Annotated in this window: 20 protein-coding genes, 1 pseudogene and 1 riboswitch; of the genes and pseudogenes, 19 read left to right on the forward strand and 2 right to left on the reverse strand. The window is 40.6% G+C overall.

What is annotated here, in order from left to right; all coding sequences use genetic code 11:
- The first annotated feature begins 78 nt into the window (after positions 1-78).
- The 8 genes from HNR31_RS15085 (at position 79) to HNR31_RS15115 (ending at position 6,876) form a co-directional block, all read left to right on the forward strand.
- Complete coding sequence (locus HNR31_RS15085; RefSeq protein WP_181557030.1) at positions 79-828, forward strand: MerR family transcriptional regulator; 750 nt, start codon at positions 79-81, stop codon at positions 826-828.
- Between the two features lie 203 nt (positions 829-1,031).
- A complete protein-coding gene (locus HNR31_RS15090) occupies positions 1,032-1,916 on the forward strand; it encodes a helix-turn-helix domain-containing protein (RefSeq protein WP_181557031.1) in 885 nt (294 codons plus the stop codon).
- A 242-nt stretch (positions 1,917-2,158) separates the two neighbouring features.
- A complete protein-coding gene (locus tag HNR31_RS15095) occupies positions 2,159-2,497 on the forward strand; it encodes a PadR family transcriptional regulator (RefSeq protein ID WP_181557032.1) in 339 nt (112 codons plus the stop codon).
- Entirely contained in the window at positions 2,487-3,164 is a 678-nt protein-coding gene (locus HNR31_RS15100) for a DUF1129 family protein (RefSeq protein WP_181557033.1), read from the forward strand. Before HNR31_RS15095 ends, HNR31_RS15100 begins: the two co-directional genes overlap by 11 nt.
- Before the next feature lie 128 nt (positions 3,165-3,292).
- On the forward strand, positions 3,293-4,003 hold the full coding sequence (locus tag HNR31_RS15105; protein ID WP_181557034.1) for a DsbA family oxidoreductase: 711 nt from the start codon (positions 3,293-3,295) through the stop codon (positions 4,001-4,003).
- A gap of 575 nt (positions 4,004-4,578) precedes the next feature.
- Positions 4,579-5,025 carry a PaaI family thioesterase gene (locus HNR31_RS15110; protein WP_181557035.1) on the forward strand — a complete coding sequence of 149 codons (447 nt, stop codon included), beginning with the start codon at positions 4,579-4,581 and terminating at the stop codon, positions 5,023-5,025.
- 214 nt (positions 5,026-5,239) lie between these two features.
- Complete coding sequence (locus tag HNR31_RS18455) at positions 5,240-5,347, forward strand: putative holin-like toxin (protein WP_220129558.1); 108 nt, start codon at positions 5,240-5,242, stop codon at positions 5,345-5,347.
- A gap of 479 nt (positions 5,348-5,826) precedes the next feature.
- On the forward strand, positions 5,827-6,876 hold the full coding sequence (locus HNR31_RS15115; RefSeq protein WP_181557036.1) for a DUF2332 domain-containing protein: 1,050 nt from the start codon (positions 5,827-5,829) through the stop codon (positions 6,874-6,876).
- A 91-nt stretch (positions 6,877-6,967) separates the two neighbouring features.
- Here HNR31_RS15115 and HNR31_RS15120 read toward each other — a convergent pair whose 3' ends face one another.
- Entirely contained in the window at positions 6,968-8,923 is a 1,956-nt protein-coding gene (locus HNR31_RS15120) for an LTA synthase family protein (RefSeq protein WP_181557037.1), read from the reverse strand.
- Positions 8,924-9,529: 606 nt separating this feature from the next.
- Between HNR31_RS15120 and HNR31_RS19180 the strand changes: the two genes are divergently transcribed.
- The 6 genes and pseudogenes from HNR31_RS19180 to HNR31_RS19395 all read left to right on the forward strand — a co-directional run bounded on the left by HNR31_RS19180 (position 9,530) and on the right by HNR31_RS19395 (position 16,374).
- Positions 9,530-9,679 (forward strand): hypothetical protein, encoded by a 150-nt coding sequence (locus HNR31_RS19180; protein WP_228485569.1) that lies wholly within the window; start codon positions 9,530-9,532, stop codon positions 9,677-9,679.
- Positions 9,680-10,036: 357 nt separating this feature from the next.
- On the forward strand, positions 10,037-10,858 hold the full coding sequence (locus HNR31_RS15130; RefSeq protein WP_181557038.1) for an undecaprenyl-diphosphate phosphatase: 822 nt from the start codon (positions 10,037-10,039) through the stop codon (positions 10,856-10,858).
- Between the two features lie 905 nt (positions 10,859-11,763).
- Positions 11,764-11,902: riboswitch (cyclic di-AMP (ydaO/yuaA leader) on the forward strand.
- Positions 11,903-12,042: 140 nt separating this feature from the next.
- Positions 12,043-13,878, forward strand: coding sequence for an APC family permease (locus tag HNR31_RS15140; protein WP_181557039.1), 1,836 nt, complete (start codon positions 12,043-12,045; stop codon positions 13,876-13,878).
- A 128-nt stretch (positions 13,879-14,006) separates the two neighbouring features.
- Positions 14,007-14,672, forward strand: a complete 666-nt coding sequence (gene ytaF, locus HNR31_RS15145) for a sporulation membrane protein YtaF (protein WP_181557040.1) — start codon at positions 14,007-14,009, stop codon at positions 14,670-14,672.
- 108 nt (positions 14,673-14,780) lie between these two features.
- Positions 14,781-15,758: a sporulation protein gene (locus HNR31_RS15150; protein ID WP_181557041.1), complete on the forward strand. Its 978-nt coding sequence runs from the start codon at positions 14,781-14,783 to the stop codon at positions 15,756-15,758.
- A gap of 108 nt (positions 15,759-15,866) precedes the next feature.
- A pseudogene (locus HNR31_RS19395) lies at positions 15,867-16,374 on the forward strand (spore coat protein).
- A 49-nt stretch (positions 16,375-16,423) separates the two neighbouring features.
- Here the strand turns inward: HNR31_RS19395 and HNR31_RS15160 are convergent.
- A complete protein-coding gene (locus HNR31_RS15160) occupies positions 16,424-16,993 on the reverse strand; it encodes a response regulator (protein ID WP_374058323.1) in 570 nt (189 codons plus the stop codon).
- Positions 16,994-17,376: 383 nt separating this feature from the next.
- Here HNR31_RS15160 and ssuE point away from each other — a divergent pair, with 383 nt between their 5' ends.
- The 5 genes from ssuE to HNR31_RS15185 all read left to right on the forward strand — a co-directional run bounded on the left by ssuE (position 17,377) and on the right by HNR31_RS15185 (position 21,835).
- Positions 17,377-17,937, forward strand: coding sequence for an NADPH-dependent FMN reductase (gene ssuE / locus HNR31_RS15165; RefSeq protein WP_181557043.1), 561 nt, complete (start codon positions 17,377-17,379; stop codon positions 17,935-17,937).
- 170 nt (positions 17,938-18,107) lie between these two features.
- Complete coding sequence (sfnG, locus tag HNR31_RS15170) at positions 18,108-19,181, forward strand: dimethylsulfone monooxygenase SfnG (protein WP_181557044.1); 1,074 nt, start codon at positions 18,108-18,110, stop codon at positions 19,179-19,181.
- A 28-nt stretch (positions 19,182-19,209) separates the two neighbouring features.
- Positions 19,210-20,415, forward strand: coding sequence for an acyl-CoA dehydrogenase family protein (locus tag HNR31_RS15175; RefSeq protein ID WP_181557045.1), 1,206 nt, complete (start codon positions 19,210-19,212; stop codon positions 20,413-20,415).
- A gap of 274 nt (positions 20,416-20,689) precedes the next feature.
- Positions 20,690-20,959, forward strand: a complete 270-nt coding sequence (locus HNR31_RS15180; RefSeq protein WP_181557046.1) for a methyl-accepting chemotaxis domain-containing protein — start codon at positions 20,690-20,692, stop codon at positions 20,957-20,959.
- A gap of 117 nt (positions 20,960-21,076) precedes the next feature.
- Positions 21,077-21,835, forward strand: coding sequence for an ABC transporter ATP-binding protein (locus tag HNR31_RS15185; protein ID WP_181557047.1), 759 nt, complete (start codon positions 21,077-21,079; stop codon positions 21,833-21,835).
- Positions 21,836-21,849: the final 14 nt, after the last annotated feature.

Raw genomic sequence — 21,849 nt, forward strand, 5'->3', positions numbered from 1 at the left:
TCCTGAGCGGCAAGCGATGTTTCCTGGTTCCATCGCGGTGGATCGATTTTTATAGATGTTAGTAACCAGGTCAAAACGATGGCAATGAAAGTGAAAGAAGTGGCAGATTTAGTTGGCATTAGTGTGCGCACACTGCATTATTATGATGAAATCGGGTTATTAACCCCAGATGAGATAACCGAATCCGGCTATCGCCTTTACTCCGATGATAATCTTGAGATGTTACAACAAATCTTATTTTTTAAAGAACTTGGCTTCCCTTTAAAGAAAATTAAAGAAATTATCAATAGTCCTTCGTTTGATCGACATGAGGCGTTGGTGCTGCAGCGAAAAATGTTGCTTGAGAAACGCAGGCGGCTCGACAAAGTGATTGCTACGATTGATAAGACCATTCAGCATATGAAAGGAGAAATTCAAATGACGAACAAAGAGAAATTTGAAGGTTTTGACTTTAGTCATAATCCATACGAGCAAGAAGCGCGTGAACGTTGGGGAGATGAAGCTGTCGACAAAGCAAACGCTAAAATCGGGAGCATGTCTAAAGATGAACAAGAAGCTATGGCTAAAGCAATGAATTCGATCTATCAAAAACTTGCGGCCCTTCGTAATGGATCGCCTGAATCAGAAGAGGCGCAAGCAGCAATTAAAGAATGGTATGATTTTTTGAACAATAACTTTGGTAATTACTCACTTGAAGCATTCAAAGGATTAGGTCAAATGTACGTGGATGATGAACGCTTCACCAAAAACATCGATCAATTTGGTGAAGGCTTAGCGAAATTTATGCGCGATGCCATGGCAGTCTTTGCGGATAAAAACAAAAATTAATGTGAACAAAAGCAGGGCATTTGCCCTGCTTTTGTTGTTATATCCTTTTTCCTGCTCAAAAGGATCACCTTTATTTAAAGCCTTGGGAGAGCGGGGAGAATTAACGGTTGTTTTGTTGAAAAGGCAGAGATGAATTTTTAGCAAAAAAAGTCAAGATTTCCTTTTCCATGTTTAGTACTCTATAAGCAAAGGAGGTGCGGACGGTGAATTACCAACAAATATTACAGAAAGCCATTAGTTATATTGAGGATAACTTGCATGAGCCTCTGACATTGGAAAGTGTGGCTTTTTACACAGGTTTCTCCAAGTATCATTTTCTTAGAATTTTTCGGAAGGAAACTGGGATGACAGTTGGCGATTACGTGCGAATTAGAAGGTTAGCTAGCGCTGCCAGTATGCTGCTTTATACCGATGAACCGATTATTAATATCGCTTATCATTTTCGCTTTGGAACGCAAGAATCTTTTACAAGAGCTTTTAAGAAAGTTTATCATATGCCGCCGGGCCAATACCGCCGAATTATGAACTCAATTATTGATAAAAATGGAGGAAAGAAGATGAAACAACAGCAAAAAATGAAGGGATGGTTTTTGAGCGGAAGCCATCCATTCAATTATGAAATGGGGATTGATACGAAAGTCGTCCATCAAGGAAAATGCTCAGGCTATTTAAAATCTGTAACGGTTCAAACAGCCGATGAATTCGCTACGATGATGCAACAGTTCAAAGCAGACAAATTTTTAGGGAAACGAGTAAAGATCTCCGCTTTTGTTAAAACGAAAAATATGAACGGCTTTTGCAGCTTATGGATGAGAGTTGATAACGTCCTGCATGATGTTCTTCAATTCGATAATATGAGCGACCGGCCAATTGTAAAAGATACGAATTGGAATTTATACTCCATCGTTCTTGATGTTCCGGAAAATAGCGCTCTTATCTCTTTTGGCGTTCTGCTCTCTGGCAAGGGACATGTTTGGGTCGATCAATTTAAGTTTGAGGAAGTGGATAAAAGTGTACCGACTACAAATCTCGAAATAGCCTATGATGTTCTTGATGAACCGGTAAACTTATCTTTCGAAGAGGAGTGATTTTTCATTTAGTGAATCGTGAATCAAAGAGATGAAAAGATTTTTCAGCATGAACATATGTAGGCAATACCAACGGTTGAATAATAAATATGAAAATAATTCGTTTTGATATAAATTGGAATAATTTTCTTGAAATTGTAAAACGGTCATTATATAATAAGGATGAACCTATCTTGTAATACAAGATAGTTTTTGTTTCAATAGCTATCTTGTATTACAAGGTATATAAGGAGTATGATGATATGTCACTGCGAAGCCAACTGTTAAAAGGGATTCTGGAAGGTTGTATCTTATCCATTATTGATAAAGAAGATGTTTATGGTTATGAACTATCTTTAAAGCTGCAGCAGTTTGGATTAGATGATGTCAGCGAAGGGTCCATTTATCCGATTTTGTTAAGATTGCAAAAGGGAAAGTTCATTCAAGGGGAAATGCGCGACTCACCAGCTGGGCCGAAGCGGAAATATTATCGTCTTACTAAGCAGGGAAAGGAAGCGCTGCAGGAGTTCATCAGGGAATGGGAAAGCATTAAAGAGCCTGTCGAAACGATTTTACGCGGGAGGAATGAAGATGAATGCTAAAGATTTGATTCAGCTCAATAATGAAAAGCGAAAGCAATTAAATCAGCATAATGAAGAATATTATAGCAAAATGCTCATTTATATTCGTTCTCATCTGACCCTTTCTGAACAGCAAAGTGAAGAACTGTTGATGGAGCTGTTGGACCATCTGCTTGAGGCTCAAAACAAAGGGAAGACAGCAGAAGAAGTATTCGGAGAGGATCCAAAGGAATATTGTGATGAGTTAATCCGCCAATTGCCGAAAGAAAAACGAATGAGTGCTGCTTTTTTTATCGGTTACTTGATTTTTCAATTAGCCGGTTGGGCGGCACTTGTAAAAGGTGGAATTGAAATGATTGTGGAGTTTTTTACTGACTTGGATCATGCCTTCTACCTTGGGACAGCTGTCATCATCTTTCTTATCGAAGCTATCATTCTCTTATTCGTGGTGGCTGCCATTATGTTTTGGCAAAAACGTTCGGCTTTTGAAACGTCTAATAAAGTAAAAGATTTTTTCATTGCAAGTTTAGTAGGTTCTATCGTCACTTTAAGCTTCATTTTGGTTCAAAGATGGGTTCCTGAATTTGGGTATCGGATTGAAGCTGGCGGGGTTGTATTTTTCATTTTAGGTTTAATGATCTTAGCTGTTTCTAAATGGGTGAATAAAAGATTTCGAATCACGACATAAATTTCGTTTAAGTGTATTTATTTGGATTTAGTAGCACGATCGGATACAATGTGGGAATAGAGAAAGGAGATTTGAACTAATTAGTTTAGAATTTTTCATCTATTTCAGATAAAAAATGAGGTGTGAACATGAAGATTGAAGTTTGGTCTGATTTTGTCTGTCCTTTTTGCTATATCGGGAAGCGGCGTTTAGAAAAAGCTTTGGAACAATTTCCGCAAAAAGATCAAGTAGAAGTAGTTTTTCGAAGCTTTGAGCTGGACACGAATGCGAAAAAAAGTTATGATATGACGATTCATGAAATCATTGCGAAAAAGTATGGGATCACGATTGAGCAAGCAAAGAAGGCAAATGAAGATATTGCCAGACAAGCGGAAGCGGTTGGTTTGACATTTCGTTTTGAATCGATGCTTCCGACTAACACGTTTGATGCCCACCGTCTCGCTAAATATGCAGATGAACATGGAAAGCTTTTGGAGATGGCAGAACGGTTGCTGAAAGCTTATTTTACCGATTCGAAACATATTAGCGATCATGCTGTATTGGCAGAGCTGGCTTCGGAGATTGGGCTGGACCGTGAAGAAGTGAAACATGTTCTTGAAAGCAACCGATATTCCGAAGAAGTGAGAAAAGATGAAGAGGAAGCTGCTCAATTAGGAATCCGCGGAGTTCCGTTTTTTGTCATCAACCGCAAATATGCGATTTCTGGAGCGCAGCCAACCGAGATTTTCCTTCAGGCGCTTGAAAAAGTGTGGGAAGAAGAAAATAGCGCAACGCTTTTGGAAGGCTTAACGCCGGAAGATGACGACAACCAGTGCGCCAACGGAAATTGCCGAATATAATACAAAAAGAAAAGATATGATAAAGGTAATGCTTTTCGTCTGAATGTCGGATTCCAGAATAAGACATATCGACAGCACCTTTGGATTTTATCAATAGAACTTCAGGAAACCGCCTAAATTTTTAAGGCGGTTTTTTACTTTGCGGTATGGAGAGAAGTTTCCTTGCCTCATAAATTTTTGTGCGCAATGTATATGAGAGCATAAACAGGAAGCAGGAGAATTCCGCAGGACTTTCAATCCTTTTTAGTTTACCTAGAATAGTCGAGAGCGGATTTCAAAAGTAGGAAAAGGTGCAAAAGACATATATGAGATTTTATCGTTCTCTAAGAATTAATAATGTGTTTAGCTATCGAGCGCCTTACATGTAACAAAAAGGGATTGATAAAAAATTTTTGTAATTATCAATAGGAGTATTTAAGCTATACATCGAATAATTAAACGACTGGTTTTAAACATCACTTCGCGATTTGAATCGTGTTTTTCTATGTAAAATGAAATCGTTTTTTTGTAAATGTTGGGCGGACATAAAGGGCTAATATGCTTTGTAAAGTAGTTTTAACGTAGGAGGGGTAAACATGGGCGAACAAGAAATACATAGAAAATATTACAAGCAGATACTTGAGACGTTTGAAAACGAGCCCTATGCCCAGCACTTAGGAATTAAGCTCATAGAGCTAGGAGAGGGAACTGCGACTGCCGAGCTGGATGTGAAGGATTATATGTTGAATACCCATGGAACTGTACATGGAGCCATTATATTTGCTTTAGCTGATTATGTGTTCGCAGCAGCATGTAATTCTTATGGGAAAACCTCGGTGGGTCTGTCTACAACTGTGAATTTTATGGCTCCCGGTATGAAGGGATCTCGCTTGAGAGCAACCGCTACAGAAGAGAAACGAAATTATCGTACGGCATGGTATAAAATTCGTGTAGAAAGTGAGCAAACCCTTATAGCTACCATGGAGGCGTTGTGTTATCGCAAGGATCAATATTTTATACCAGTGGAAGAGAAGGGAAAATAACAGATACATAGTTGGTCAACGATCGTTCAATAACTCGAAAGCACTTAAATTTTGTTTTAAAATTGAAGACTAGTTTTGAAAATCAATCGCGCAGAAAAGATGGAAAAGGATCATACTCATCCAGAATTTTTGACAAGATTCTTGTAGGGAAAGTGCTATAATACAATCAGCAATAGCAGAAGTTCAAGGGTGGTCGGCTTGCCCCTATTTCCTTTTGAAGGGGGGTGAGCGTATAACAGTATACGAATCCCTGTCTCTTATGATTTCTTTCGGGATGCTAGTGATAGCGATACTGTCATTTAACCGTAAAAATAAAAAATAGACCTCCCTTGAACCGCCAATTCTACCAGGATGAGGTCTATTTTTCAAATAGGCTGACTCCTTTGAGTCTGCTATTGCAAGGACCGAAGGTGTTGCCGCACTTTCGGTCTCTTTTTTATTAGTATGTGCAATCTATCCGTATGATACCATATTTTTTTATTAGCGAAAAGACGGGGAATTAGTCAAGCTATTCGGCTTTACTCTTTAGCTGAAAAAAATTATTAACAGAAGGATGAATGGCTATTGATAAAAAAGGAAGGAAAATCAGGATCAGAGAAATATATAATCGAGCTGCCGAAGTGTGGGGGGAGGATGGTGAAACAAAGATATAAGTTGCCAGCCATGATGGTCAATGTCGAAGTAATAGACCTAACAGCTATTACAACTTTGAATGTGCAGGATGGACAATACAAGAAACGCCTTTGGACTTATACGAAGGTGCATAGCAGTTTCATTTGATTCGCTTGAGGAGAGGATAAAATGGAAAAGAAGATAGTCTCAAATCGATTTAAAAGTTTTGCTGTTAGAGAATGTAAAGGAGTGAGTGATTTATATGAGCATTTGGCCCTGAACGTTGCTGAAGATGATGAACTGCTTGAAATTGCGTCATACGCTCGCCCCGGCCAATCTGTTCCGAATTTGCTGTTTGGTGCTGTACAATATTTGTTGCTAAAAGGGAAAGAACACGAGTTGCGGGAGTACTACGGAAGTATTGTTAAAAACCCAAAAGATTTTAAGCAATCATTTCCTTATTTTCGTGATTTTTGCCTGCTGTATAGGAAGGAAATAATTTCCGTATTAAAAAACAAGTTCGTTCAGACAAATGAAGTAAGACGTTGCGCGTATCTGTATCCAAGTTTTTGTTTCATTTATCATCTGGTAAAGCAGCCTTTATCGTTGATTGAAATTGGAACAAGTGCCGGTTTGCAACTGATATGGGATCAATATTGTTATTCATACGGTTCTCATGAAAAGTATGGAAATATAAACTCAACGGTTCACATTACATCAGAAATCAAAGGAGAATGTAGACCATTCCTGTTACCGCAAAGCCCTCCGGTTGTTTCTAGGGTTGGAATTGATTTGCATATCAATCATCTATCCAATCGAGAAGATTATTTATGGCTCCAAGCGCTTATTTGGCCGGAGCATAGGGAACGAATGGAACTGTTTGAACAAGCTGCACACTGTTTAAAAAAGCAACCTATTCACCTCATCGAAGGAGATGGGATAGAGTTGCTTCCTGAAATTGCAAGGCAAATTCCTGAAAACACATCCATATGCATCTTCCATACCCATGTCGCCAACCAAATACCGAACGATGCGAAATACATGTTAGTGGAACATATTAAAGAACTGGGGAAAACGAGAGATGTGTTCCATTTGTATAATAATATGTGGGATTTCAAGCTCCATCTTGATTATTTCATCGATGGAAGAGAATACAATGAAATCGTAGCAGAAACGGACGGACATGCTCGCTGGTTTCGCTGGGAGCTCGGCGAAAATAAAGGTTCTTTGGAAGCGTGATGAAATAGGACAATGTTTCGTGGGCCCCTTTTGTGAAAATAAAAAAGGGAAGCTATAACCAAGCTTCCCTAGTAGTTAAAAACTAAGCGCATTATTTTTCTTCTGTTGTCTCTTCGCGATGATTGTAGTCGTATTTTGTACGGTCGACCGGTTTAAATCCTTTTGGCGTGTAAAAACGCAATAAATCTCCGTATACGACTTTGTCAGAAAGGTTTAGTTTTGTTCGTACGATTTGTTCATCGCGTTTAATTTCATCATTTTTCTTAATCGGATTGCCTGTTTTCGAATCATAATATTTTCCGTTGATCGCAGTAACCGTCGGTGTGACAAAATCCCCATTACGAAACGCGACGATTTGTTGATGTTCTGGTGACAAGAGGTCTGTACCAAACTGAATATAGTTTTTCGTATCAATTCCTAGTAGATGGAGTAGTGTTGGTAGCACATCGATTTCTCCACCATATTGATGCATAATTCCGCCTTTGACACCAGGAACACGAATGAATAATGGTACACGCTGCAATTGAGCATGTTCGAACGGTGTGATTTCTTTTCCAATAATTTGCGACATTGCTTGATTGTGATTATCAGAAATACCGTAGTGATCGCCATATAAAATGATAATCGAACGATCATATAAACCAGATTGTTTCAAATAATCGAAGAACTGTTTCACAGCCTCATCTAAGTACCGTGCTGTTTGGAAATAACGGTCTACAGATCCATCGCCCGTATCAGCTGGTTCGATCGTTGCATCTTCCTGATCAATTGGATAAGGGAAATGGTTCGATAAGGTAATAAACTTCACATAAAACGGTTCTTTTAACGTTTCTAACAATGGAATCGATTCTTTAAAGAACGGTTTGTCTTTTAATCCATAGTTTAATACATCTTTTGAATTCATATCATAATAACTTGCGTCAAAGAAATGGTCAAATCCAAAAGATTTATAAATTTCATCGCGATTCCAGAATGTTTTATAGTTGCCGTGGAAGACGGCTGATGTATACCCCTGCTGTCCTAAGATTGCTGGAGCTGCTTGGTATGTGTTTTGTCCTTTCGTTGTAAATACAGATCCTTGTGGTAATCCAAACAAGGAGTTTTCTAACATAAATTCTGCATCGGACGTTTTTCCTTGTCCGGTTTGATGGAAGAAGTTATCAAAGTAAAACGTGTTTTTATCACGAGTCAATGAATTTAAAAACGGTGTTACTTCTTGACCGTGCAGCTTATAGTTAATCAAAAAGTTTTGGAACGATTCCAAATGGATATAGATGACGTTCATTCCTTTCCCTTTGCCAAAGTAAGCAGGGTTTGGTTTTGCATACGTTGCTTGTACATGGTTGAGAACCGTAGTAATATCGTTCTTATTGGCAAAGGCGCGTTGTGTCGACGATTTCATACTTTGAACGGCATCGTAAATCAAATAGTTATAAACTCCTAAATATTTCACAATATAGTTACGGTCAAATGTTCTTGTTAATAATTGCGGGCGGTCTACCTCTGCCAAAGCTAAGTTTGTACTAAAAAGAAAAATAGCAATGGCAAACACAAGATTAACTTTATGACGTCCTAAAGGAGTAGACTTTAGTTGTACTCGCTTCGTGACGACGAATGCAATTAAAATGATAGTATCTAAGAAATAGAGAAAATCATATCCTTTTAACAACTCCAAAATACTTCCGCCCAAATCACCGAAATTGTTTGTTTGCGTAAGAGTTGGGAACGTAATAAAGTCACTAAAGAATCGGTAATACACAATATTAGCATACAAGATAAAGGATAGAATAAAATCTAAAACAATGAGCCAAATATAAGGCTTTCTCCCTTTCGCTAACAGAGCTAGACCGAAAAAGAGAATAGCAGAGCTAACCGGGTTAATGAATAACAAAAATTTTTGCATGGAATTACTAATTCCTAAGTTAAACTCAACCCGATAAGCGGCATACGTCTTCATCCAAAATAAAAACACGGCTAAGATAAAAAAACCAAAATGCCCGTTAAACGCATGCTGACTCTTTTCTATTATTTTTTTTATCCCCTTCATTTCCAATTCGACCCCTGTTTTTTAGTGTTTTTTATAAAAGAAGCGTTCATGCTATATATCTACAAAACGACTGTTACTCGACTATTCCATTGAAGAAGTATCGATACGTAAAGCGTAATCAGCAAGGAGTACATCACTGTCTTCTTACAGTCAATAACCGTTCTCCATGTAAAGTAGCATAATACATTATTCAGTGATTCGTCAAATGAATCGTCTCATTTTCTATTTATTACTAATTATTTAATGTTGGAACTGGGATTTGTATGAACATTTATGTTCTATTTTGTTATATTATAAACATCGCGTTACATATTGATTATTTTACGAATAACATGCTTCGTTTTATTCCTATTATTTTATAAAAAGTGGACTTGTTGTTGGAGTTTAGGGAGGGGAACGAAATCCCTATTTACGAAGGACGATAAGATGGCTAAACTAAAATAGGTACGAGATGAATTACTTCCGTGACAAGTTAGGAGGCAAACATGCAAGAGTGGATCACAGAATTTATGAATAAATTTGGATATATCGATATTTTTTCATAATGGTTTTGGAGAATGTGTTCCATTGCTTCCGTCTGAAGTGAGTCTTATGTTCGGAGGGTTTATGACGACGTATCTTGCTTTAACTGTTTCGGGAGATGTGGCATCGGCGACAGCGGGAGCCGTGAAAGGGGAGAGCGACCTTTATGGTATTGGTTTTCTTCTCAAAAATGGAAGAAAATCATTGATCGCAGAGGGTATATTGTTCGGGTGAAAAAAGAGGATATTCAAAAAGCGAATTCTTGGCTTCATCAATTGGATATTGGACGGTTCTTTTTTGCCGAATGATTTCATTAGTTTTAATTTTTATCCCTGCGCAAGATGGTGGATGGCTGTTTTTGCTTTATTACGAACATCGGAACACTGCTATGGAATGCCATTCATTGTTTTTCAGCGGGAGCTGCATTAGGAGAATCGTGGGAGAAAATTACACGCTTTATGGAGGTTACTCGAATATTGTATATGCGATCATTGGCTTAGGAGCTGTGATTTTCCTCGTTTTATTTATTTTATCCGCCTTATCCGCCGAAAAACAACATCTTAAAAAATTAAGAGAAAGTAGTGGTAGATGATGGATATAATAACAATCATAAAAGCAATTATTTTAGGAATGGTAGAGGGATTAACAGAATTTGCCCCTGTTTCATCAACGGGGCATATGATTATCGTTGATGATATGTGGCTTCAATCGGAGCATTTTTTAACGAAGCATGTAGCTAATACGTTTAAAGTTGTAATTCAGCTCGGTTCGATTTTAGCGGTGGTGATTGTGTTTAAAGATCGTTTTATCGATCTGCTAGGGTTGCGAAGACACCGTAACGACTCGGCATCTCGCCTTAAGCTAACACAAGTCATTGTCGGATTAATTCCTGCCGGCGTGTTAGGGGTGCTGTTTGAAGATTATATTGATGAACATTTATTTTCAACCGCTACAGTGTTAATTGGTTTGGTAGTTGGCGCGATCTTTATGATCGTAGCGGACCTGTTCGGTTCCAAAAATCCAAAAGCACAAACCGTTGACCAGATTACATATAAGCAAGCGTTCATCGTTGGGCTTGCTCAATGTCTTTCTCTATGGCCGGGATTTTCCCGCTCAGGTTCGACGATTTCGGGTGGCGTATTGGCAGGAATGAGCCACCGTGCAGCCGCTGATTTTACCTTTATTATGGCTGTTCCGATTATGTTAGGAGCAAGTGTCCTTTCCTTGCTGAAAAACTGGCAATACTTTACTGTTGATGCATTGCCATTTTTCATTGTCGGATTCGTGAGTGCGTTTGTGTTCGCGCTCATCTCTATTCGCTTTTTCTTAAAGCTTATTAACAAAGTTCGACTTGTTCCGTTTGCGGTTTATCGTATTATTTTAGCGATCATCATTTATATCGTGTATTTCTAATAGTTATCCATTAGGGGCAGAAAATTCGTGCTGAGCAACTAGAACGGCAGTAAAAAGAATCATTTTACTGCCGTTTGTTATTTTTGTGAACGGGAGATGTATTGTTTTATCTCGTCCTTCTGTTTGTTGTTTGACATGCGGGCTAAGAGTATATCTAATGTTAGTCTGTTCAGTATCATTGTATCGATTGATGCAATTGAAGCGAGTGGAATGTGTTCGGTGTGTTACTTATGATTTCTGCTCTCGTAATTGGGACGGGTATTCATATCTTTTCCGGATCGGTGATGAAGTGACTATGGAATAAGATGATGTTTTTTGCCTCGTTTAGAAGAAGAATAACGGGCTGTTTTCCAGCGCGTTCGCGATGAATTTGGCGAACGTATTCGATGTTTGGAAAAAACAGGAGAATAACCAGTAACCCGCCTAAAAGCAAAGCCTTTTAGGCGCTTTTTTATCACTGTCATATCGGGTTGGAACTTATAATCAGTTCATCACGAATCGGAATGCTGTCAAAGCCGATAAGCGGGACGCTTGGTTTTATGCGTCTTGCTTTTCCAACGGCATTAGGGAACAATTTTACAAATTGATAGCCTCTTTTTTGGTAAAATCGCCATGGCCGTTTGGCAAGATTCTTATTATGTTCACGATGTTTGCGGGGAGAGTTGGGCCGTTGGCAATTGCTTATGCGGTGACATTATATCGCGAACCGGATTTGTTCTGTTATCAAAAAGGGAAAATGATGATTGGTTGAGCTTAAAGCGTAAAATTCACGCAAGCATGAGAAAGAAACGAAAATAAAAATAAAAGAGCGATAAAATAAGCCAATTCCTGCTTAATCCCTTCTTTTTGCTCCTTTACAACGATGATTGAGGAGAGTAAGATATCAGCTATGATTTACCATTTATAGTATTAATTCGCTGAATCCATAATGGAGCGGGGGAACCATGTTGTAACGCGCGTTACTTGGGGTGAATCCGTAATGGAAGGGCTACTCTCATAGTCCTAACCCGACAGCTAACCTCGTAAGCGTTTTGGGAGGGATGTGAAGGAATGTTTGACCGTTGAGTACACCCTCAACGGTTTTTTATGTTTTTCGAATGATTGTTTCAGAAAATGCAAAAAGATAATGAGAGACTGGTGTATGTTTAAAAAATTCCAAGCATCTAAAAAGAGGGGAAGGAACTATGGCTTCTTTAAAGCGATTATTGATTGGTTCACCAATGGAAACGAAGCGATTGAAGCATGAGAAATTGCCGAAATGGAAGGCATTAGCTGTATTTTCTTCCGATGCGCTGTCATCTGTTGCTTATGCGACGGAAGAGATTTTATTAGTGCTCATGCTGTTAGGAACGAGCGTGTTCTTTTATTCATTGCCGATTGCCCTAGCGATTTTAGTGTTGTTATTGATTGTGACGCTATCTTATCGCCAAATTATTTACGCTTTTCCTTCAGGCGGTGGAGCGTACGTTGTAGCGAGAGACCATTTAAGCACGACGACAAGTCTAGTCGCTGGTGCAGCCTTAATGATTGATTATATTCTTACAGTTGCTGTAAGCATTAGTTCAGGAGTAGCGGCGCTGACATCGGCTTTTCCCGGCTTGCTTCCTTGGAAAGTGGAAATTGCCGTTGCGCTTGTGTTGTTGTTGATGATTTTAAATTTGCGTGGGATTACAGAGTCAGCGACAGTGTTTGCGTATCCAACGTATTTATTTATTCTATCCGTATTAGTGATGATTGCTGTTGGTGGATGGCAACTATGGCATGAGGGATGGCATGGTTTTAACTATAGAGAACACGCTTCCGCTGAACATTTCTTCACATCGGGATACAGTATGTTCATTCTATTAAGAGCTTTTGCTTCTGGATGTTCGGCGATGACAGGGGTAGAAGCGATTAGTAATGGTGTTCCTGCGTTTAAGCCGGATAGTTCGAAAAACGCTGCAATTACGATGGGATGGATGTCTGTATTATTAGGGACGATGTTTTTAGGAATTACGATTTTAGCCGCAGGATTCGGTGTGACACCGGTGGAGCATAAGACCGTGATTTCACAAATTGGCCACCATGTCTTTGGAAACAGTGTATTCTTTTATCTTTTTCAAATGGTTACGATGTTGATTTTAGTGTTAGCCGCCAATACAAGCTTTGCTGGATTCCCGCAACTTGCTTCGATTATTGCAAACGATCGATTTTTGCCAAGAAGTTTGGCGGCGCGAGGCGATCGGCTTGTATTTTCAAACGGAATTATTCTCCTCAGTGTGTTGGCGATTATTTTAATTATTGTGTTTCATAGTGAAACACATTCTCTCATTCCGTTATATGCGGTTGGCGTGTTTCTTTCTTTTACGATTGGACAAAGTGGAATGATTAAAAAAATATGGAAAGAAAAGAAAAGACGGAATGTAGCAACATTGGCCATCATTATTACTGGAACGATTGTTACAGGATTAGTTACTGTCATTACGGTTATAGCAAAATTTACTCAAGGTGCTTGGTTAGTCATTATTGCGGTTCCGTTGCTAGTTATAATGTTTTATAAAATTCGTGACCATTATGAAAAACTCGGTGAGCAATTAAAACTGGATGAGCAGGAATGGAGACAGCGTGAAAAAGTCGTAAAACCGAAAGTGATTATACCAATTTCCGGAGTTAGTAAAGTTGTGGCTCAGTCGGTACAGTACGCAAGAAGTATTTCCAATGATATTACGGCTATCTCGGTTATTTTTCACGAAGAGGAAGAGAAAAAGCTGCGAGACAAATGGGAGAAGTTTTATCCAGACATTGAGTTAAAAGTGATTTATTCACCATATCGAACGATTCTTTCTCCGATGTTGGATTATATTAACGATGTTGAAAAAGAAACAAAAGGCTCGCCAATCACTATCTTAATGCCACAGTTCATTGTGAAAAAATGGTGGCATACGTTATTGCATAATCAGACAGCGATTATTTTGCGATTCTTTTTGATTCTCAAAAAAGATATTGTCATTGCTACGTTGCCGTATCACTTGAAAAAATAAAAAGGGAAATGTCGAAAGGAGAAGAAATATTTCCCCGGAAATCGATAAGCGTCGAAAATATGCAATAAATGTATACGAGTTCCGCCTGCTTGCGATGTTGCATATAGTAACGCAGGGGGAACGGAACTATGATGAAATATGTATCGATGTTGATGTTAGCGTTAGCCGTGAGTTTAGACAGTTTGAGTGTTGGTGTAACATATGGATTACGAAAAATGAAGTTTCCATTTCGCTCGATCATGGTCATTGCCCTATTGTCAGGGATAATGCTATTGTTTTCAATGTATGTTGGCACATTTTTGGTTTTAGTATTGCCAGTTCAAGTGGAACGATGGGCGGCAGCGTTCATTTTGATTGCGTTAGGCGTATGGGCGATTTACAATGTTGTTAGGAAGCAAGAAGATGAAGATGAGAGTGTGGAACAACGTCTGATACCGCCAGCGCGTACGCGAATATGGAGACTTCGTCTGAATCGATTTGGGATTGTAATTCAAATATTAAAAAGGCCATCCATGGCGGATCTTGACGGATCAGGTACTATCAGCATGAAAGAGGCGATGTTAATTGGTATCGCCTTATCTATGGATGCATTTGGAGCGGGCTTGAGTGCTTCCTTTTTAGGATATTCTCCGATTGTTCTTGCTGTATTGGTATCTATCATGAATATCGTTTTTATTCGCTTTGGTCTGCGAACGGGATATAAATTTTCGAAAATAAAAGTGATGAAAAAAGCAACAATGATTCCAGGAACGATTTTAATTTGTCTCGGCATTGCGAAAATCTTTTTTAAGTAAGTTCAAAAAATCCTAAGGGTTACAATAACCTTTAGGATTTTTTGAATCCTTTTCCATGGTTGATTCGTAAAAATCGATTGTAGGAAAAAGAATGAGGAGAGATGATACATGCTAAAAAAGCTATTGTCTAAATTGGGTGTGGGTTCTGCGAAAGTCAATCTTGTTTTACATCATCCTCATGTGCGACTTGGTGAGAAAATCGAGGGAGAGTTTTTTATTGAAGGGGGAGCAGTGGAACAGCATATTCGTAAATTAGATGTGGAATTGCATGTCATTGTTCATGCCAATGGGCAAGAACGTCGTCAAACGGTTGCTGTTATTCCTGTTTCTCCATCATTTACGATCAAACCGGGAGAAAGAAAAGTATTACCATTTTCTTATGTGTTACCTACTCATTTGCCGATAACACGTTATGGCGTGGATTACATGTTAGTAACACGTCTTGATATTGCTGAAGGAGTCGATGCGTTAGACCGAGATGCGATTCGTATACTACCTCCGTTGCCGCTGGAAAAGCTGTTTTATGCGTTTGATAAGCTTGGATTTCGCGAAAAACCTACTTCAGGTAAAGTAACGGCATATGGGCAAGAGTTCGAATTTTTCCCAACAGGTGCATTTAGAGAAATGGTTCAGGAAGTAGAATTTTTAGCTTTCTTAGAGGAAAGCGGCATTCGTTTGCATCTGGAAGTGGATGTGTTAAGCGGCTTATTCGGTTTCAGCGAAAGAGAATTAAAAAGAGAAGTTTTCTTTAGCTATGATGAAATCAATGATGTAGAAGGATTAACACAAAAGCTGCATATGCTGTTGCACGAAATGGTGCAACAACCTCAGTTATACGTCGGTTCGGTGCATGTTCCACATCATCCAGGTTATTATTCTCCGCATCATCCGGATTATCATCTTCACCCATCTCGACATCATGGACATGGAATGATGGGAGCGATCGGCGGATTTGCAGCGGGAATGCTTGCTGGCATGGTTGCAGAAGAACTGATAGAGGATGTAGTAGAAGATGCGTTTGACGTAGAAGATCATGTGGAAGACATTATGGATGATTGGTTTGACGGGGATGATGATATACTATAATTTGGAAAGACCTTCTCTCATGTGGAGGAGGTCTTTTTGGTGAGCTTTTTCTCCACTCGCGCATATAAAGTCAACGGTGATTCCCCCATTATGCAAGGAAGAGAAAAAATGCATGCGTATACTTATGGAACAACGCATGTTCACCGCCATTTAGCATGGCATGAAACATTCGAGTTGCACAAAAGCTAATGCATTCACCAAAATGAAAAAGTCTGTTGGAAAAGTAGAGTGTCCAGCATTAAAATCCATTTATGTCATACGATTGAAGGATTGAAGACTAATTTGCGGGAGTTGTTACCGTTTATTCCTGTGGCACCGATGTACGGGGAAGCGCGGGAATCACGGGATGAAAGCACATTATATGCTGATGACTTATTAGGTATTAGGATTTGCAAAAACAGCGGTACGGAATTATGCTGCAGCGATTACGGAGACGGCTACGCCGATGTTGAGAAAGACATTTTTAAAGCATTTGCTGAAGGCAATTGATACACATGAAAAAGTGTTTCACTATATGCATGAACGAGGCTACTACCCAGCCTACGACTTGAATCAACTGCTTCATAACGATGTGCGCAATGCCAATAAGGCGATTTCTATGACATACGAACGATAAGAAGATAGTTCGATGAATCCCTAGGAGACAAGGGGATTCATCGAATGACTCAAAAATCCAATAACCCGAGCTTGATGGCTTTGACGACCGCTCCGACCCGTGAGTCAACATCCAATTTTCGTAAAATCGAAGATACATGATGTTCGACTGTTCTTTTGCTGATGTTTAACAGCTCGCTGATTTCTGCGTTTGTCCTATCCTCGGAAATGAATTGGAGAATTTTTAATTCTATTTTTGTGAGAGGGGTGTTATAATCGGATAATCGGTTCATTGGAAAAGATTTGATTCCTAAATGGCTCTGCCGAATCGCATTGGCTAATTCAAAGACGGAATTTTCTTTTGTCACAAACGCATAGGCTCCAGCTTCGTAAGCAGCGCGAATGTATTCGTCATAGGCATATCCTGATAAAATAACGACTTTACATGTTGGATATTTTTCGACTATTTTCTTTGTCCATTCAATTCCGTTATCGCTTTTCATTCTTATATCCATGACAATGACATCAGGCTTGTGCTTGATTATTTCCTCCTCTAAGCGGTCGGGATGACAAATCGTATTTACAACCTCTAAAGCATCCTCATTTTCTAACAATATGGTTGTATAGAGGCCAGCCAACAAAATCGAGCTGCTATTCTACTTCCAGTACATCTTTCTACAGCACAAGTATACGAATTGGTTGAAATTCCTAAACATGCTTCTTGCGGAGATTTAGTATTTTCTTGCTTTACACTGCGAAAAGAGCTTTAAAAGTCCCTTACTTTCACCGCCGCATCGAAGAGCTTGCTGTAAAAATAAATGATCCATTATTTGAATATGAGGAGAATTTCGTTAGTCTGAAGAGATTCCTGTTTTTCTCCCGACACGTTAGCGAATGCTAAGTGTCTTTTTTCTTTTGGATATTGACAATAAATGGGCACGATGATATGATTACAAGCATAAAACATACTAATCCAATAGGATTTATATGTTATTAGACCTGACTGTAGGAAGGGGAATTTTATATGGGGAAAGCAGTCATTATCAACGGGAGTCCTTCTCTAGCATCAAGACTCAACGGAATTATTCAATACGTAGAACAACGGTTGTCGCAAGAGGGCATTGAAATTGAGCACATCCGAGTTGCGGAATTGCCCGCGGAGGATTTAATCAAAGCCAAATTCGACAGCGAAGCTATTCTGCATGCTAACAAAAAGGTGGAGGAAGCGGAGGCGATCATCATCGCGAGTCCGGTGTATAAAGCGGCGTATACGGGAGTATTGAAGACCTATCTCGATTTGCTTCCGCAAAAAGGGTTATCAGGAAAAGTCATTCTTCCGCTGTTTATCGGAGGAACGATCGCCCATCTTTTGTCCATCGACTATGCATTGAAACCGGTGTTATCCGCATTGGGCAGCAGGCACATTCTTGGCGGGGTGTATGCGGTCGATACTTGGATAACCCGAAATGAACAAGAAGGCTACAATCTATCAGAAGATTTGATCCACAGATTAGATAAAGCGTCCACGGAATTTGCTGAAGAAATCAAACGAAGAACGGGATTATCGCTAGAAAGAGTCGAGTAAAACAGGCAGCATCTTCATTGCAACAAGATAAAAGAAGCACACCTACTAGTCAACTCAATGCACCTATTCCGATTCCACTCAGATGATGCTTTTATCCGTTCCAATTATTCCTTAAATAGCAGAGGGACTTCCCCTTTGTCTATAAATAAATCTAAACAGAGGTGAAAAATATGTCTTTGAAGTTCGCTTATTGGGTACCCAATGTCAGCGGAGGATTGGTCATTTCCAAGATCCCTCAAAAGACAGGATGGTCCTTTGAAGACAATGCTAGGTATGCCCAAATTGCTGAGGAAGCCGGATTTGAATATGCATTGCTGCAGACCAGGTTTATTGCAAGCTACGGTGCGGAAAATCAACTGGAGGCCATCACGTTGGCATCAGCTTTAGCGACGGTAACCAAGAGAATAAAATTGATTTCGGCTGTTCTTCCCGGCTTGTGGCATCCGGGGACGGTAGCCAAAATGATCTCTACCATTGACCAAATCAGCCATGGACGTGCTGCGATTAATGTAGTGAGCGGGTGGTTTAAAGGAGAATTTCACGCGTACGGCGAGCCTTGGCTGGATCACGACGAAAGATATCGTAGATCCGAAGAATTTATCAGTGTGCTTCGAAAATTGTGGACTGAGGAGGAAACCCATTTTCGCGGTGATTTTTACCGAATTAACGGTGCCCCTCTAAAGCCAAAACCATATAACGTTCCGGAGATTTTCCAAGGAGGCAATTCCTCCGCCGCCAGAAAGATGGCATCCAGAGTATCTGACTGGTATTTCATGAACGGAAATACCATTGATGGCCTTAAAGCGCAAATCGATGAGGTGAAATCGCTGGCGGCTGCAAACAACCGTAAGCTGAAATTTGGCGTCAACGCGTTTGTTATCGTGCGGGACACGGAAGAGGAAGCTAAGCAGGTGCTTCGCGACATCATTGCATACGCGGATGACGAAGCTGTGGAAGGTTTCCGCAGCCAAGTGCGCTTTGCCGGCAAAGCCTCTCCAGAAAGAGAAGGCATGTGGGCTCATTCGGATTTTAACGATTTGGTCCAATACAACGACGGTTTCAAAACCGGATTGATCGGTACGGCGGAACAGGTGGCGGACCGCATTATCGAACTCAAAAAAATCGGTGTCGATCTCATTTTGACCGGATTCCTCCATTATGACGAAGACATCCAATTATTCGGCGAAAAAGTGATTCCGTTGGTTCGTGAAAAGGAAGCAGCGTTAAACGTGGATGTCGTATAAAAAATTACTTACAAAGGAGATTGTGAATATGAGCGTAACAGTGAATAGCTCGAGCGTACAGCCGAATTATGAAGCGCTGCGAGAAGAAATCCGCGCCATTGTGGAGAAAGTCATTAAACCGAATGCCGACATCATCGACAGAGACGGCATTTTCCCTAAACAAAATCTTCAAGTGCTTGCTGAAACAGGATGGAATGGTGTATTGATTCCTGAACGATGGGACGGACGCGGTCTGGATCATGTCGCTTTTGCCATAGCTGCGGAAGAGATCGCCAGAGGCTGCCCTTCCACATCACTCGTTTACGTCATGCATGTAGGTGCTGCTCAAACCATCTCACTGTACGGAAACGACGATCAAAAGGAGCGCTGGCTGAAGCCGATCCGCCAAGGGCTTATCGGCACCTATTCCACGAGCGAAAAAGCGACGGGAGGTCACTGGTGGTTCAATTTAAGCGAAGCTTCCCGCGATGGAGAATACTACATTCTCAATGCGGAAAAATCGTTTACCACCAGCTCTGGTCAAGCAGATTTTTATGTCTTTCAGACCCGTTCGCCAGGAGCACAGACACCAACGGATGTCAGTTTTTTCATTGTGGACGGGAAGTTGCCGGGAATTAAGCCGGGAGTATGGGAAGCTCTGGGGGTTCGGGGAAATCACAGCGGTCCGATTACCTATGAAGGCGTCCGTGTTCATCAAAGGGACAAACTTGGGAAAGAGGGCCAGGGAAGAGAAATATTAGAGAGCGGCGTTTCTCCCATCTATTTGATCGGACTTGGCTCTACTTGGCTTGGCGTTGCGGAAGCAGCCTTGGAAGCGGCAACCTCATACGTAAAAGGGACGATTCATCGCGATTTCAACAAACGTCTTGCGGATTACCAAGTGATCCGCCAACAATTAGCCGAGGTGAAGGTTTTGATTGATAGCCTGAAGCCGTGGCAATATTCATTGGCCAAACAGTTGGACGAGCTGCAGGCACAGGGCAAACCGCAAGTTGAGCTGCTTTTGCCGCTTGTCGAATTCAAAATTCATGCATCGGAAGTCGCCAATAAAGCGACAAAGGCCGCACTGGATGTCACAGGCGGTTACGGATATAAGCGGGGAGTATTTGAGCGGTTGTTTAGAGATGCCCGCGCCGGTATTGCTATGGGGCCTTCCAACAATATTGCTCGTGAATGGATAGGAAAAGCTCTTGTTGGTTTGCCTCTCGAACTTTGGTATGAAGGCGGAGATTAAAACCTAACACATATGGTTGAGTTCAGGCCTGAGGGATTCCCTTAGGCCGTTTTAAACAAAGCGCCCTGTGGCACTTCATTCTCATGGGAATTTTTTCTACAAAACATTGAACAGAAGTGAAGCCCCCAACTGTAAAAAAGACAGGTTTCCATGGGCTGTGCAAAAACGAAAGTAAACAGTTCATGTGTTATTCTCTGGTGTTACAGCCCTCTATGTGTTAAGCGAGATGATTTTCTTTTAGCGATTTCAGACCATTGCGAGCCGAGTAAACAAATTGAGTCCGCAAATTATTGAGGTGGCAACCACCATTAAGCAAATGTCCACTGGAGACCAGTTGGTCGTGGAATCGATTCAAGAAACATCCAAAACGACAAAAGGGGTGACTTCAGCGACACAGGCAGTTGCTGTAATGAACGAGCAACCGTTCGATTCCATCCGGGAGATCGAAACCATCTTCGAGCACGTAAATGAAATGACTGAATCGTTTGGTGCTGCGGTAAACAAGTTTCAGTATGAACCGAGTTTTTCTGTTTATTTTTCCTAACAAGCAGTTGATTAAAAGAAGTATAGCGCTGTCTATAGAACGTTCGTCAATTGTTTCTGTTCAGATCATCCGCCATATTCCGCAAAATGGCACAATCAGAATTAGGAGGAATGGGTATTGGGTATAAAGTCTATAGGTTCCCATTTGCAGGTAAAAGGTGTTAGAAAACAGTTTGGTAATGTCGAAGTGCTGAAACGGTTGGATTTAGAAATCAAACCGGGGGAATTTGTTTCCATCGTCGGGCGCAGCGGCTGCGGCAAAAGCACGCTGTTGCGTCTGCTTGCTGGACTTGATGTTCCGACAGAAGGGGAAGTCCTTTTAGATGAAGAGAGAGTCAGGGGAATTCATCCGGATACTAGGATCTTGTTCCAAGATGCCAGATTGCTTCCGTGGAAAAGCGTCATTGCCAATGTACAAATTGGTGCAAGAAACGGAGACAAAGCTAGAGCGGAGGAAGCTCTGCGATTGGTGGGACTGGAACATAAAGCCAAAGAATGGCCTAGCGTGTTATCCGGAGGACAGCGTCAGCGCATCGCTCTGGCGAGAGCACTAGCAGGTTCTCCACGTCTTCTTCTGTTGGATGAGCCGCTCAGCGCATTAGATGCGCTGACACGCATCGAAATGCAGGAGCTGATCGAACGGATTTGGCAGGAACAGCAGTTTTCAGCCATTCTGGTAACACACGACGTCAGTGAGGCAGTTGCACTAGCAGATCGCATCGTCCTCATCAAAAACGGCGCGATTGCAATCGATATACCGGTACATCTACCTCGACCGAGGGAAAGAAACAGTGATTTCGCTTACTACGAAAAACTGATTCTCGATCATCTCATGGAGCGGGGGGCTCCCGCATCCGTATTGGCAGTCTCTCCCTAAATAATCATTTTCAA

Origin of the sequence: Thermaerobacillus caldiproteolyticus, assembly GCF_013761245.1 — a bacterium.
Taxonomy (GTDB): Bacteria; Bacillota; Bacilli; order Bacillales; family Anoxybacillaceae; genus Thermaerobacillus; species Thermaerobacillus caldiproteolyticus.

What these genes read in the sequence shown, in the direction of transcription:
- HNR31_RS15085 (WP_181557030.1), top strand. Translation starts at nt 79, where the DNA reads ATGGCAATGAAAGTGAAAGAAGTGGCAGATTTAGTTGGCATTAGTGTG.
- HNR31_RS15095 (WP_181557032.1), top strand. Translation starts at nt 2,159, where the DNA reads ATGTCACTGCGAAGCCAACTGTTAAAAGGGATTCTGGAAGGTTGTATC.
- HNR31_RS15100 (WP_181557033.1), top strand. Translation starts at nt 2,487, where the DNA reads ATGAATGCTAAAGATTTGATTCAGCTCAATAATGAAAAGCGAAAGCAA.
- HNR31_RS15105 (WP_181557034.1), top strand. Translation starts at nt 3,293, where the DNA reads ATGAAGATTGAAGTTTGGTCTGATTTTGTCTGTCCTTTTTGCTATATC.
- HNR31_RS15110 (WP_181557035.1), top strand. Translation starts at nt 4,579, where the DNA reads ATGGGCGAACAAGAAATACATAGAAAATATTACAAGCAGATACTTGAG.
- HNR31_RS15115 (WP_181557036.1), top strand. Translation starts at nt 5,827, where the DNA reads ATGGAAAAGAAGATAGTCTCAAATCGATTTAAAAGTTTTGCTGTTAGA.
- HNR31_RS15120 (WP_181557037.1), bottom strand. Translation starts at nt 8,923, where the DNA reads ATGAAGGGGATAAAAAAAATAATAGAAAAGAGTCAGCATGCGTTTAAC.
- HNR31_RS19180 (WP_228485569.1), top strand. Translation starts at nt 9,530, where the DNA reads ATGACGACGTATCTTGCTTTAACTGTTTCGGGAGATGTGGCATCGGCG.
- HNR31_RS15130 (WP_181557038.1), top strand. Translation starts at nt 10,037, where the DNA reads ATGGATATAATAACAATCATAAAAGCAATTATTTTAGGAATGGTAGAG.
- HNR31_RS15140 (WP_181557039.1), top strand. Translation starts at nt 12,043, where the DNA reads ATGGCTTCTTTAAAGCGATTATTGATTGGTTCACCAATGGAAACGAAG.
- ytaF (WP_181557040.1), top strand. Translation starts at nt 14,007, where the DNA reads ATGATGAAATATGTATCGATGTTGATGTTAGCGTTAGCCGTGAGTTTA.
- HNR31_RS15150 (WP_181557041.1), top strand. Translation starts at nt 14,781, where the DNA reads ATGCTAAAAAAGCTATTGTCTAAATTGGGTGTGGGTTCTGCGAAAGTC.
- ssuE (WP_181557043.1), top strand. Translation starts at nt 17,377, where the DNA reads ATGGGGAAAGCAGTCATTATCAACGGGAGTCCTTCTCTAGCATCAAGA.
- sfnG (WP_181557044.1), top strand. Translation starts at nt 18,108, where the DNA reads ATGTCTTTGAAGTTCGCTTATTGGGTACCCAATGTCAGCGGAGGATTG.
- HNR31_RS15175 (WP_181557045.1), top strand. Translation starts at nt 19,210, where the DNA reads ATGAGCGTAACAGTGAATAGCTCGAGCGTACAGCCGAATTATGAAGCG.